The organism is Methylobacterium ajmalii, from assembly GCF_016613415.1.
GTDB classification, from domain to species: Bacteria; Pseudomonadota; Alphaproteobacteria; order Rhizobiales; family Beijerinckiaceae; genus Methylobacterium; species Methylobacterium ajmalii.
The window spans coordinates 1-12,545 of sequence record NZ_JACWCT010000120.1; the positions used below are offsets into that span (position 1 = coordinate 1).

Sequence of the window (12,545 nt, forward strand, 5' to 3'; positions counted from 1 at the left end):
GCTCCCGCCCTCGGCGGCGGCGCCCCGGCGCAGGCCGTCGGCCGGCGCGAAGCCCTCCGCCTGGGGCAGGCCGTCGCCCTGGACGAAGCCCTCCTCGGCCGCCCGCTCGACCGCGCGGGAGGGGACCGCCGCATCCACGGGCGCGGGCGTGAGCGTCGAACCGCCGAGGGCGGTGCCGCCGAGGGCGGTGAGGGCGGCGCCCGACACCGTGAGGGCGAGGACCGCGAGGCGGCGCCGACGAGGCGAGAGCAGCATGGATCCCGTTCCCCTTGAGCAGTGTCCGGCGGAGTGGAGACTGGTTCGACTGAGAAAATGCGGCAAACAGAAGACCTGTTGGCCCCGTTCGACGGCGGAGCGATCGGGCGAGGTCCCAAGAGTTCGGCCGATAGCTCGGTCGATCGGAGCCCGAACGACCGGACGCCCCATGGTGGAAGCGCCACGTTAAGAAGCGCTTAACCCTGGCGCCCGATCGGGCCGGAACGCCGGGGGGCATCGGAGCGTTTGCGCGCGGCCCGGCGAGGGCATATGTGTCGAACGCCGGACGGCCGAGGTGTCCACCCTGCTGCTTCCCGCATCGGACCCGGTGGCGGTCCGCTTGCGGGCCGGCCTCCCAACCAGACATCCCGGGGGCGCCGCCCCGACCGGGCGAGGAACGCCAGCATGACGTCGACGCAGATCTCGCAGCGCCTGAGGGGCTCGCTCACCGCCCTGGTGACGCCGTTCCGCGACGGCGCCTTCGACGAGCACGCCTTCCGGGCCTTCGTGGCCTGGCAGATCGAGAACGGCACCCACGGCCTGGTGCCGGTCGGCACCACCGGCGAGAGCCCGACGCTGAGCCACGCCGAGCACGACCGGGTGGTCGAGGCCTGCATCGACGAGGCCGCCGGCAAGGTGCCGGTGGTGGCCGGCGCCGGCTCCAACTCCACCACCGAGGCGGTCGAGCGCTCGCGTCACGCCGAGAAGGCCGGGGCGGACGCCCTGCTCATCGTCACGCCCTACTACAACAAGCCGACGCAGGAGGGGCTGTACCAGCACTTCAAGGCGGTGAACGACGCGGTCGGCATTCCGATCCTGATCTACAACATTCCCGGCCGGTCGGTGATCGACATGAGCGTCGACACCATGGCCCGGCTCTACGAGCTGCCGAACATCGCCGGGGTGAAGGACGCCACCGCCAACGTCGCCCGGGTCAGCCTGCAGCGCCAGGCGATGGGCGAGGACTTCATCCAGCTGTCGGGCGAGGATGCGACGGCGCTGGGCTTCATGGCGCATGGCGGCCACGGCACCATCTCGGTCTCCTCCAACGTCGCGCCGCGCCTGTGCGCCGACTTCCAGGAGGCCTGCCTGTCCGGCGACTTCCGCACCGCGCTCGCCCTCCAGGACCGGCTGATGCCGCTCCACACCCACCTCTTCGCCGAGACCAACCCGTCGCCGACGAAGTACGCGCTCGCCCGCCTCGGCCTGATGGGCGACGAGGTGCGGCTGCCGATGGTGCCGGTCGGGGAGGGCACCCGCGCCCTCGTCGACGGCGCGCTGCGCCACGCCGGCCTCACCAACGGCTGAGCCGCACCCTACATACGACGGGAGCCCCCGGGGCTCCCGTCGCCCGCTTCCCAGGACCTCCGCCGCCCGATGGCCAAGAAACCCGAGCCGAAGAACCGCGTCGTCGCCGACAACCGGAAGGCCCGCTTCAACTACGAGATCACCGACACGGTCGAGGCGGGCATCGCGCTCACGGGCACCGAGGTGAAGTCCCTGCGCGGCGGCAAGGCGACGATCGGCGAGGCGTTCGCCGGGCCGTCGGGCAACGACCTGCTGCTGTTCAACGCCTACATCCCCGAATACCTCGAGGCGAACCGCTTCAACCACGACACCAAGCGGCCTCGCCGCCTGCTGCTGCACCGGCGCCAGATCGACAAGTTCATCGGCGCGACCCAGCGCGAGGGCTACACCGTGGTGCCCTTGAAGATCTACTTCAACGAGCGCGGCCGGGCGAAGGTCGAGCTGGGTCTGGGCCGCGGCAAGAAGCTCCACGACAAGCGCGAGACCGCCAAGGAGCGCGACTGGCAGCGCGACAAGGCGCGGCTGATGCGCGACAAGGGCTGAGCCCGGCACGGCGCGCCGGTACGACACGCCGCACTGTCGCCGCCGCCGCGGCCTCCTAGCTCCCTTGGCCTTCAGGCCGGCACGGGGAGGCTCCGATGTTCGTCGAGGGAGGATGGCGTCCGTCCTGGGAGCCGCCGCCGCGCCCGCCGCAGCCCCGGCTCACTGGGCGCCAGGAGCGCACGCTGGTCTGGATCATTCTCGTCAACGTGCTGCTGTGGTTCATGGCGCCGATCGGCGGCGCGACGCTGATCCATGCGGTGCTGGCGCTGATGCGGTAGGCATCGGCCGCGTCACCGGCAGGTGACGAAGACGCTCATCGCCTTGGCGTGGTCGGCGAGATCGGCCGGCGCCATCGCGGTCGCCGTCGTCCCGGCCGTGAACGCGACGCCGTTGCTCTCCAGGAAGGTCGCCGCGACCGCGCCCTTGAGGGCGAAATTGACGTTCTGCGGGATGTCGCCGTTCGTCGCCACCATCACCTTGAGGGCGTTGAGCTTCGCGGTGACGACCCCGACGAGGTTGCCGTTGCCGTCGAGGAGCGGACCGCCGGAATTGCCCGGCTGCACCGGCGCGGAGACCTGCAGGTAGCTGGTGTTGTCGCCCAGCCCTGTCAGTGCCGTGACGTTGCCGAGGGTGAAGTTGCCCGAGGTCGAGAGCATGCCGGCGAGGGGATAGCCAAAGGCCGCCACCGGCTCGCCGAGGCGGATGCCCAGCCGCAGTCCCGCGACCTTCGGGGGCGTCAGCGTGGTGCGCAGGATCGCCAGATCGTTGGCGGCGTCGCGGGCGACGAGGCGCGCGGGCACCGTCCCGACGGCGCCGCGCACCTCGACCTGCCCGCATTCCTCGACGACGTGCGAGTTGGTCAGCACCTCGCCACCAATGCCGACGAAGAACCCGGTGCCCGAGCTCTCCCGCGGCTTGGCAGCCGACGGGGAGGCGGGCGGGACGGCCGCGACCGCCGACGGGGCTTGGGCGGCCGGCGGCGGCGCCAGGACGGGCGGGAGGGTGACCGTGCGCGCGTCCGGCGCCGTGGCCTCGGGAAGCGGGATGAACGGGGCGTCCGGCGTCATCGCCGACCATAGCGAGGCCGAGAGCAGGACGGCGATGCGCTCGGCGGAGAGATCGGTCGCGCGCGTGTCCCAGCGCAGGACGAAGCCGAGGGCGCCCGGCCCGTCCTGGTGATAGCGCATGTAGATGTCTGTGCCGTTCTGCGACGCCGAGATGGCGAAGAAGTCCGATCGCAGCACCTTGTAGTGGAGCGTGGCGCCCTCGCGCTGGAACTTCTCGACCGTGTAGCCGAAGGCATCCGCCACCGCGACGTTCGGCAGGGCGTTGTACGCGAGGGTGAGCCGGCGCGTCGGGTCCTTGAGGTCGAGCCCGCGGGCGGTGCGCTCGGCAGTGAGGCCGAGCCCCATCGGCGCCCAGATCGAGACCGGGCGGAACGGGTGCGCGATCGTGCGCAGGCCCCATTGCGAGAGGTTCGGCGCGGCCAGCATCCGCAGCCGGGCGAGCTGCGCGCCGTCGAGCCAGCCGGTCGGCCGGAAGCCGTTCTCGCCCTGGAATTGCGCGATCGCCTCGAACAGCCGGCGGCCGAAGGTGACGTTCGGCATGCCGGTCCAGTATCCGGCGGCGGTGAGGAGCGTCTGCAGCCGGACCCGGCGCTCGGTCTCCATGAAGGCGAAGCGCGATTCCGCCTCGCCGTAGCCCGCCGGCGCCTGGGCTAGGGCGGGGGCCGGGCCCGCGAGCGCGAGACCGACGGCAAGGACGGTCAGGTGGGCGCAATGCCGGGCCATGAGCGGGAAGCCTCTCGTGTCGCGGCGCATCATGCACGCCCAGGTTTTGACACGAAATTGACATGCAGATGGCAATTGTTCAATCGCACGAAACCGTCGGGTCACCTCGCGCCGGCCTGTGGCGAGACTGCCCGCAGCCCAGCCCCGCGCCGCCCCGAATTGCCGCCCGCCCGACCCGCGTGCTAGCGCCACCGTCCACACCCCACGGACGAAGCGAAGCATCAATGGCGCGGCGCCCCCTCCTCTCCGGCGACATGCTGCCGTTGCTCACCCGGCTCTGGCGCGACTGGCTGCGGCCGCATGCCGGGACGCTCGCGGTCGTGCTGGTGCTGATCGCGGTGATCGGCGCCGCCACCGGCTTCTACCCGACCCTGATCAAGGCCGCCTTCGACGCCTTCGACGCCAAGGATGCCGGGGCGCTGGCCTACGGTCCCGTCCTGGTGATCGCGGTGACGGCGGTCCGGGGCTTCGCGCTGCTCGGCCAGACGGTGCTGACCAACCGGGTCGTCACCCGGGTCGAGGCCGACATGCAGGCGGCGCTCTACGGCCACATGATCGACCAGGACCTCGCCCAGCTCGGCCGCGAGAGCCCGGCGAGCCTCACGCAACGCTTCACCACCGACTTCGCCTTCATCAAGGAGGCGCTGACGCGCATCTCCACCGTGCTCCTGCGCGACGTGGCGATGCTGGTGGCGCTCGTCTGCGCCATGGTGTGGATGGACCCGTGGCTGACCCTCGTCGCCGGGGTCACCGTGCCGTTCGTCGCCGGGCCGATCGCCCGGATCGGCAAGAAGCTGCGCCGGGTCTCGACCTCGACCCAGGAACAGGTCGGCCTCACCGCGAGCCTGATCAGCGAGAGCCTGGCCGGCGCCCGGGTCGCCAAGACCTACGGTCTCGAGGGCTACCTCAAGGGCCGCACCCGCGACGCCCTCGACGAGGTGCGCCGGCTCAAGATGAAGGCCGCCAATGCCCGCGGCCGGCTCGACCCGCTGCTCGAGATCGGCGGCGGCCTCGCGGTCGCCGGGGTGCTGGCCTTCATCGGCCACCGCATCCTGTCGGGCGAGAAGACCGTCGGCGACTTCACCGGCTACGTCGCGGCGCTGCTGCTCGCCGCCCAGCCGGCCCGCGCACTCGGCAACCTGAACGCCATCCTGCAGGAGGCGCTGGCTGCGCTCTCGCGCACCTTCGCGCTGATGGACGAGGCGCCGACGATCCGCGAGAAGCCCGGGGCGCCGGCGCTCGTCGTCGCCGGCGGCGAGGTCCGGTTCGAGGGGGTGCGCTTCCGCTACCGCGACGACGCCCCGGCGCTGGAGGGCATCGATCTCACCGTCCCGGCCGGACGCACCACCGCGCTCGTCGGGCGCTCGGGGTCGGGCAAGTCGACGCTGCTCTCCCTGGTGCCGCGGCTCTACGACGTCACCGAGGGCCGGGTCGTCATCGACGGGCAGGACGTGCGCGACGTGACGCTGGATTCGCTGCGCCGGGCCGTCGCGGTGGTGTCGCAGGAGGTCGTCCTGTTCGACGACACCATCGCGCGAAACATCGCCTTCGGCCGCGAGGGCGCGAGCCGGGCCGAGATCGAGGCAGCCGCGCGCAACGCCGCCGCGCACGACTTCATCGCCGCCCGGTCCGAGGGCTACGAGTTCCGCGTCGGGCCGGCCGGCAGCCGGCTGTCGGGCGGCGAGCGCCAGCGCATCGCGCTCGCCCGCGCCTTCCTGCGCGACGCGCCGATCCTGCTCCTCGACGAGGCGACCTCGGCGCTCGACGCCGAATCCGAGCAGCTCGTCCAGGCGGCGCTGACCCGGCTGATGCGGGGCCGCACCACGCTCGTCATCGCCCACCGCCTCTCGACGGTGCGCGACGCCGACCTGATCGTCGCGATGGAGGCCGGCCGGGTCGCCGAGACCGGCAGCCACGCCGCCCTGATCGCCCGGGGCGGCACCTATGCGCGCCTGCACCGGCTCCAGCTCGCCGACGACCGGGAGCCCGCATCGGCGGCGCAGGCGTCGTGAGGCCGGAGGACGGGAGAGCGACCGCCGAGGCGCCGTCCGGACGCCGCCTCGCCGAGGGGGTCGCCTTCGCGCTCCTCGCCGTCAGCCTGTGGGGCGGCTGGTTCGTTATCACCCGCCGCGCGGTGGGGGCGGGGGGCGTGCTCGGGCCCGCCGACCTCGTGGCGCTCCGCTTCGGCATCGGCGGGCTGCTGCTGCTGCCGGTGCTGGCCTTGCGCCTGCGCGGCCTCGACCGGCGGGCGTACCTCGACGGCGCGGTCCTGTACGTGGCGCAGGGCGCGCCCTTCGCGCTCCTGATCTCGATTGCGCTCCGCTACGCGCCGGCCGGCCACGGCGCGGCGCTCACCCCCGGCACGATGCCGCTCTTCGCCGCGCTGCTAGGCGCCCTGGTGCTGGGCGACCGGCCGGGGCGCCTGGCGCTCGCCGGCCTCGGGCTGATCGCCGCCGGGGCGCTCACCCTGGCGGGGGGCTTTCGCGATGCGGACGAACTCTTCGGCTACGGCCTGCTCCTCACCGCCGCCTTCCTGTGGGCCGCCGGCACGGTGCGGATGCGGCGTTCGCGTCTCACGGCCCTGGAGGCCACCGCGCTCATCTGCGTCGGCTCACTCGTCACCTACATCCCGGTCTACCTCGCCTCGGGCCTGTCGCGCCTCCTGGAGGCGGCACCCGCCGAGGTCGCGCTCCAGGCCCTCTACCAAGGGGTCCTGGTGAGCGTGGTGGCGCTCGTCGCCTTCAACCGCTCGCTCGGGCTGATCGGCCGGCGCACCCCGGCCTTCACGGCACTCGTGCCGGTGATCGCGACCATCCTGGCGATACCGGTGCTCGGGGAGGTGCCGGACCCGCTCCATGTCGGCGCCATCCTGGCGATCGGCGCGGGCGTACTGCTGACGACGCGGGGGTAGCCTCACTCCCGCCGCAGCAGACGGTCCACCAGCAGGTCCGACCACACCCCGGTGCGGAAGTCGCGCTTGAGCGCCTCGGGATCGTAGTGGTGCTCGACCCAGTCGAGGAAGCTCAGGCCCTTCGGCTCGCCCTCGGTGAGGTAGCGCTCGAAGAACGCGTCGAGGATGCCGGTCTTGGCGAAGCGGAAATGGCCGAACTTCGCCGAGAGCTGGCGCGCCGCCTCGCGCACCGGCCGACCCTCGTGCAGGATCAGGTAGAGGGCGGCGGCCAGCCCCGCCCGGTCGGCGCCGGACTTGCAGTGCAGCACCGCCGGATAGGCGAGGCCGGCGAAGAAGTCCCTCGCGGCCAGCAGCGTCGCCTTGTCGGGCGCCTCGCGCGAGCGCATCACGAACTCGACCAGCGCCAGCCCCTCGCGCTCGCAGGCCTCGCGCTGGAGCTGCCAGGAGCCGTGCTCGCGCCCGCCGCGCAGCGAGATGATGGTGCGCACGCCCTGGCGCCGGAACCAGGCGAGGTCGTGCGGGCCCGGCTGGGCCGAGCGCCAGACCATCCCGCGGCCGATCCGGTGGCGGTTGAGATAGGCCAGGCGAAACACGCCGTGATCGACGAGCAGCATGTTCGCCCAGGCGCGCAGGCGCCCGCCCGGCCCGGCGATCGGCTGCTCCCAGCGGGCGATCCGGGCCATGCGGCGGGCGTAGCGGGTCTCGGGCGGGAGGAAGCGGTTGAGCACGAAGGGACGGGCGCCTGGCTGGGACGGGAGAACGCGATTCGCGCGGAGGAACAGTAGGCCGCTCTACCAGCCGCGTGACCCGGCCGCAACGACCGGCCGTTCGATGAGCCGGCGCAAGAGCGTGGCATTGCGCTTGCGAAGTCTCCCCCGCATCGTGGGGACGCGATCCGTCGGCTAACAATCGAGGGGGTAGACCGTGAGCACTCAGGTCGTCAGCATGCGCAGGGCCCGGGAGCAGGATGCCGGGATGCTGTCGGAGATCTTCGACGCCGCGTGGCGCGAGGCCTACCAGGGCATCATCCCGGGCGTCGCCCTCGACCGGATGCTCGCCCGGCGCGGGCCGCGCTGGTGGCGCTCCACCATCGGGCGCAGCCGGCCGCTGGTGGTGCTGGAGATCGGCGAGAGCGTGATCGGCTACGTGTCCTACGGGCGTTGCCGCGACCGGGCCCTCAAGGCCGAGGGCGAGATCGACGAGATCTACCTGGCGCCAAACTACCAGGGCCTCGGCTACGGCACCCGCCTGTTCCGGGCGGTGCGCAACGACCTCGCCGACCGGGACGTGCGCCGGATCGCCGTCTGGTCGCTCGCCGAGAACGACCGGGCGCGGGACTTCTACGAGCGGATGGGCGGGCGCGTCGTCGCCGAGGCCTGCGACCGGATCGCCGGCGCCGACCTGCCCAAGGTCGCCTACCTGTTCGGTTGAGGGCCGGGGCGGGAGGCATCCTGCCTCCCGTTTGGTCGCCGGCGCGCCGTCATCTGCTCAACGCGTGCTCATCGGCAGCAAACGGACCGTCCGCGCCGGTTTTCGCGCGAAGCGTGGCCGGACGGGACCTTGTCCTCGACTGTCATGGCCACCGTTGCGCGCAGGCGCTTGTGCCGGCGCCTGCGGCCCTCTAAGGACCGCGCCATTCAGGGGCGCGTCCGCCCTTGCAGGGAGTTCGCTCATGCGCCTCGACGCCATCTCCATCGGCAAGAACCCGCCCGAAGACGTCAACGTCGTCATCGAGGTCCCGGTCGGCGGCGAGCCGATCAAGTACGAGATGGACAAGGATGCCGGGACGCTGATCGTCGACCGGTTCCTCTACACCGCGATGCACTACCCGGGGAACTACGGCTTCATTCCCCACACCCTGTCGGGCGACGGCGACCCGTGCGACGTGCTCGTCGCCAACACCCGGGCGATCGTCCCCGGCGCCGTGATGAGCGTGCGCCCGGTCGGCGTGCTGGTGATGGAGGACAATGCCGGCGAGGACGAAAAGATCATCGCCGTCCCGTCGCGCAACCTGACCAAGCGCTACGACCGGATCGAGAACTACACCGACCTGCCCGACATCACGATCCACCAGATCCAGCACTTCTTCGAGCACTACAAGGATCTCGAGCCCGGCAAGTGGGTGAAGATCGTGCGCTGGGGCGACAAGGCCGAGGCGCAGCGCCTGATCCTCGAGGGCATCGAGCGCGCCAAGAAGGCGTGACGCCGGCGCGGGCGCCGACCGCGCCCGCCTCGCCCCCTGGGGGGCCGCCACGCGAACCCTCCCTCCTCCGCGGGGGGAGTGTTCCTGCATACCGACCGGCGCGGATCACGTCCCCGGTCGCGGAATCGTCCTCAGACCGCCCGCGCCTGCGCGGCGCGCGGCTTCTTCACCGCATCGTTGTAGGGCGCGTTGTAGGCCCGGCGCACCGAGGCCCAGTAGGCCTCGCGCTCGTGGGCCGGGAGGCGGCCGAGCGCGGCATTGAGCGCGGCCTCGCCGGCGGCTTCCAGCCCGCGCAGCTGGTCCGGGGTGACGTCGTGAACGGTGGTCATCGTGAAGGGGTCCCGAGCCCGGTTGGGTTCGAGCGCCACCATGCCACAAGCGCTGCCGTTTCGCACGTCCGACCCTGGTCGTACCGGGAGGCCGCGCTAGGGCTGTCCCCGCTGTTTCGGTGTCATGCCCGAAGACGGCCGCCGCCTCAGCGCCCGGTTCCCTTGCCGGCTCCCTTGCCGGTCAGGAACGGGTTGCGGTCCGCGGCGCGGGTTGCGCTCGGCGGCAGGGCGTCGGCCTCCGGCGTCCTGCCCCAGGCGGGCAGGGGGGACCCGGACCGGATATCGGGCCGCTTGGCCTGCCATCCGTAGCCGGCATTGATGCCGGCGTAGAAGCCGGTGAAGTCCTCGGCCGCGGCAGGGCCCGGCAGGGCCAGGACCGCCAGGAATCCGAGCAGCGCGAGTTTTGTCAGGACGACGCGCAAACGGAAAGGAGCGGTGGCCATGGGCCACCGCTCCGTCCGTATCAGTCGATCATCCGTGCTGGAATGCACCGAGGATCAGTCGACGCTGATGCTCTGAGCCTCGCGGCCCTTCATGCCCTCGACCACGCCCATGGTGACGGGCTGGCCCTCGGCGAGGGACTCGAGGCCGGCGCGGGCGAGCGCCGAGCGGTGGATGAAGACATCCTTGCCGCCGTCGTTCACCGACACGAAGCCGAAGCCCTTGGCGGGATCGTACCACTTCACGGTGCCGGTCATCTCGGTCGAGGGACCGGAGGCGAAGCGGCCACCGCCGCCGGCGCCACGCTCGGGACGGTCGCCGTAGCCACCACCACCGAAACCGCCGCCGCCGAAGCCACCGCTGCGCGGCGGACGGGGATCGCGACGGACCGGGGCCTCGGCCGTGCTGGTGTCCACGCTGGTGATGTTGGTCACCTGCGGGCCCTTCTGGCCCTGCGCGGTCTGCACGCTCAGGCGGGTGCCCGGCATCAGATCGGCGTGGCCGGCCGCCTCGACGGCGCGAATGTGGAGGAAGGCGTCGCCCGAGCCGTCGCCGAGCTCGACGAAGCCGAAGCCTTTCTCCTTGTTGAACCACTTGACCGTCGCGTCGCGCTCCGGCCCCGAGGGGGCAGCGCTGCGCGGGCCGCCGCGGTCAAAGCCACCGCCGCCGCCGCCGAAGCCGCCGCCGCCGTAACCACCACCGCCGCCGCCACCGTAGCCGCCGCCACCACCGCCGCCGCCATAGCCACCGCCGTAGCTGCTGCCCTGCGGGGCCTGGTCAGGCCACCGCGGCTCGCCACCACCCTCGTCGAAGCCGCGACGGCGCGGCTCCCTGAAATCACGACCACGTCCCATTAGAAGCTCGCCAAAACGTAAAAACCGCCGACCACCCTTGTACCCCGGTGCGTTCTGTACCTGACAGCGGACGCCTCGAGATCGTTCCATTCCCGGTTGCGGTGACCAAGATGACCGCCACACTCCTGACGCAACTCAGACCGTCCCGCAAGGCGGATCTGCCACGTGTGGCGATGACGAGGGACACTTTCTCACGTCGCGAAGCGGATTGACAGCCCGATTCGCACGCTTTTCCGCGTGTCGTTCACGCATCACTGTGACATGCATGCACCCGCCGCGGCGATGCCGGAACGGGTGCCCCCGGGGCACCCGGGACCCGGGATCGCGGGCGGCGCGTTGCGCCACCGACCCCGCCCGACCGATTCGCCTCCCGTCGATCGGCCCGGCCACCCCGCTCCTTCGTCGAGGTCCCGATGCCGGCCACACCGTTCCGTCCCTCGCGCCGCCACGCCGATCTCGGGCCCGACTTCTACGACGTGGTGGCGGCCGCCCGCTTCCCGGCCCACATCCTGCGCCACCGCAACCGGCCCTGGGCGGCGCGGGTGGGGCTGGAATCGCTCACCGACGAAGAGTGGGTCGCGCATTTCGGCCGCTTCGCGCCGCTGCCCGGCAGCTTTCCCGAGCCGCTGGCCCTGCGCTACCACGGCCACCAGTTCCGCAGCTACAATCCCGAGATCGGCGACGGCCGCGGCTTCCTGTTCGCGCAACTCCACGATCTCGCCGACGGACGCCTGCTCGACCTCGCCACCAAGGGCAGCGGGCGCACCCCCTGGTCGCGCACCGCCGACGGCCGACTGACCCTCAAGGGCGGGGTGCGCGAGGTGCTGGCCACGACGATGCTGGAGGCGCTCGGCGTCGAGACCTCGAAGTCGTTCAGCCTGATCGAGACCGGGGAGGCGCTGGTGCGCGGCGACGAGCCGTCGCCGACGCGCTCGTCGGTGCTGGTGCGGCTCAGCCACTCCCATATCCGCATCGGCACCTTCCAGCGCTTCCGCGCCTACGACGACCGGGAGAACCTGCTGCGCCTGCTCGACCACGCGGTCGCGACCTACCGGCCGGAAGCGTGGCGCGACGACCCGGCCGACCGGGCGGCGGCCTTCCTCGCCGACGTCTGCCGGCGCGTCGCCCGGATGGGCGCGCAGTGGATGGCGGCGGGGTTCGTGCACGGGGTGCTCAACACCGACAACATCAACGTGACCGGCGAGAGCTTCGATTACGGCCCGTGGCGCTTCGCGCCGGTCAACGACCCGGCCTTCACCGCCGCCTATTTCGACGAGTACGGCCTCTACGCCTTCGGGCGCCAGCCGGAGGCCCTGGGCTGGAACCTCGCACGACTCGCCGAGTGCCTGCTGCCGCTCTCCGACGAGGCCAGGCTGGGCGCGGCCATGGACGTCTACGGCCCGGCGCTGCAGGAGGCCTTCGCGGAGGCGATCCTGCGCCGGCTCGGCCTCGCGACGCCGGCGGACGAGACGGCGACGCACACCCTCGTGGGCGCGTTCTGGGCCTTCCTGCAGACGAGCCGGGCGCCATTCGAGCAGGTCTTCTTCGACTGGTACGGCGGCCTGGCGAGCCAGGACCGCGCCGCCCGCAGCCCGGCCGCCGCGCACTACGCCGGCGAGGGTTTTTCGCGGGTGCGCCAAGCGCTCGGCGCCCTCTCGCCCGATCCGGCGGCCAGGCTCGACCACCCGTACTTCGCGCAGGCCACGCCGTGCACGATGCTGATCGACGAGGTCGAGGCCCTGTGGGCGCCGATCGCGGAGGGCGACGACTGGTCGGCCTACCACGCCAAGCTCGCGGCGATCGACGCCATGGCGGAGGCCTACGGCACCCGGCCGGCGGCACCGTGACCGCAGCGCCCCGTACGCCAAAAACCCCCGCTCGGCGATCGGGCGGGGGTCGTGTCCGTCGGCG

14 protein-coding genes are annotated in these 12,545 nt (G+C 72.2%); 8 read left to right on the forward strand and 6 right to left on the reverse strand.

All coding sequences use genetic code 11. The features are described from left to right. On the reverse strand, positions 1-255 hold a 255-nt coding region (locus HPY23_RS22225), incomplete at its 3' end, for a hypothetical protein (RefSeq protein WP_200601875.1). A gap of 405 nt (positions 256-660) precedes the next feature. Here HPY23_RS22225 and dapA point away from each other — a divergent pair. The 3 genes from dapA (at position 661) to HPY23_RS22240 (ending at position 2,384) form a co-directional block, all read left to right on the forward strand. Continuing rightward, positions 661-1,563, forward strand: coding sequence for a 4-hydroxy-tetrahydrodipicolinate synthase (gene dapA, locus HPY23_RS22230; protein ID WP_091883995.1), 903 nt, complete (start codon positions 661-663; stop codon positions 1,561-1,563). A 69-nt stretch (positions 1,564-1,632) separates the two neighbouring features. Beyond that, positions 1,633-2,106, forward strand: coding sequence for an SsrA-binding protein SmpB (smpB, locus tag HPY23_RS22235; protein ID WP_048428442.1), 474 nt, complete (start codon positions 1,633-1,635; stop codon positions 2,104-2,106). A 95-nt stretch (positions 2,107-2,201) separates the two neighbouring features. Then, entirely contained in the window at positions 2,202-2,384 is a 183-nt protein-coding gene (locus tag HPY23_RS22240; protein ID WP_060848027.1) for a hypothetical protein, read from the forward strand. A gap of 12 nt (positions 2,385-2,396) precedes the next feature. On the opposite strand, the gene HPY23_RS22245 is transcribed toward HPY23_RS22240, so the two are convergent. After that, the gene (locus HPY23_RS22245; RefSeq protein WP_175539895.1) at positions 2,397-3,896 is read right to left on the reverse strand and encodes a serine protease; all 1,500 of its coding nucleotides are present in this window, start codon (positions 3,894-3,896) and stop codon (positions 2,397-2,399) included. A 224-nt stretch (positions 3,897-4,120) separates the two neighbouring features. Between HPY23_RS22245 and HPY23_RS22250 the strand changes: the two genes are divergently transcribed. Next, complete coding sequence (locus HPY23_RS22250) at positions 4,121-5,908, forward strand: ABC transporter ATP-binding protein (protein ID WP_091883990.1); 1,788 nt, start codon at positions 4,121-4,123, stop codon at positions 5,906-5,908. Continuing rightward, positions 5,905-6,807: a DMT family transporter gene (locus HPY23_RS33895; RefSeq protein ID WP_091883988.1), complete on the forward strand. Its 903-nt coding sequence runs from the start codon at positions 5,905-5,907 to the stop codon at positions 6,805-6,807. The genes HPY23_RS22250 and HPY23_RS33895 overlap by 4 nt, the downstream gene beginning before the upstream one ends. Positions 6,808-6,809: 2 nt before the next feature. Here HPY23_RS33895 and HPY23_RS22260 read toward each other — a convergent pair whose 3' ends face one another. Next, positions 6,810-7,535, reverse strand: a complete 726-nt coding sequence (locus HPY23_RS22260; protein WP_060848024.1) for a fused DSP-PTPase phosphatase/NAD kinase-like protein — start codon at positions 7,533-7,535, stop codon at positions 6,810-6,812. A gap of 196 nt (positions 7,536-7,731) precedes the next feature. Between HPY23_RS22260 and HPY23_RS22265 the strand changes: the two genes are divergently transcribed. Together HPY23_RS22265 and ppa are read left to right on the forward strand one after the other, a co-directional pair. Beyond that, on the forward strand, positions 7,732-8,238 hold the full coding sequence (locus HPY23_RS22265; RefSeq protein WP_060848023.1) for a GNAT family N-acetyltransferase: 507 nt from the start codon (positions 7,732-7,734) through the stop codon (positions 8,236-8,238). Between the two features lie 241 nt (positions 8,239-8,479). Then, complete coding sequence (gene ppa, locus HPY23_RS22270) at positions 8,480-9,010, forward strand: inorganic diphosphatase (protein ID WP_060848022.1); 531 nt, start codon at positions 8,480-8,482, stop codon at positions 9,008-9,010. 131 nt (positions 9,011-9,141) lie between these two features. On the opposite strand, the gene HPY23_RS22275 is transcribed toward ppa, so the two are convergent. The 3 genes from HPY23_RS22275 to HPY23_RS33780 form a co-directional block, all read right to left on the reverse strand. Then, positions 9,142-9,339, reverse strand: a complete 198-nt coding sequence (locus HPY23_RS22275; RefSeq protein WP_060849485.1) for a hypothetical protein — start codon at positions 9,337-9,339, stop codon at positions 9,142-9,144. Between the two features lie 146 nt (positions 9,340-9,485). Next, complete coding sequence (locus tag HPY23_RS22280; protein ID WP_236012810.1) at positions 9,486-9,782, reverse strand: hypothetical protein; 297 nt, start codon at positions 9,780-9,782, stop codon at positions 9,486-9,488. A 54-nt stretch (positions 9,783-9,836) separates the two neighbouring features. Continuing rightward, on the reverse strand, positions 9,837-10,634 hold the full coding sequence (locus HPY23_RS33780; RefSeq protein WP_091747429.1) for a cold-shock protein: 798 nt from the start codon (positions 10,632-10,634) through the stop codon (positions 9,837-9,839). Positions 10,635-11,047: 413 nt separating this feature from the next. On the opposite strand from HPY23_RS33780, the gene HPY23_RS22290 reads away from it, so the two are divergent. Beyond that, on the forward strand, positions 11,048-12,481 hold the full coding sequence (locus HPY23_RS22290) for a protein adenylyltransferase SelO (protein WP_091883985.1): 1,434 nt from the start codon (positions 11,048-11,050) through the stop codon (positions 12,479-12,481). The last annotated feature ends 64 nt before the right edge of the window (positions 12,482-12,545 follow it).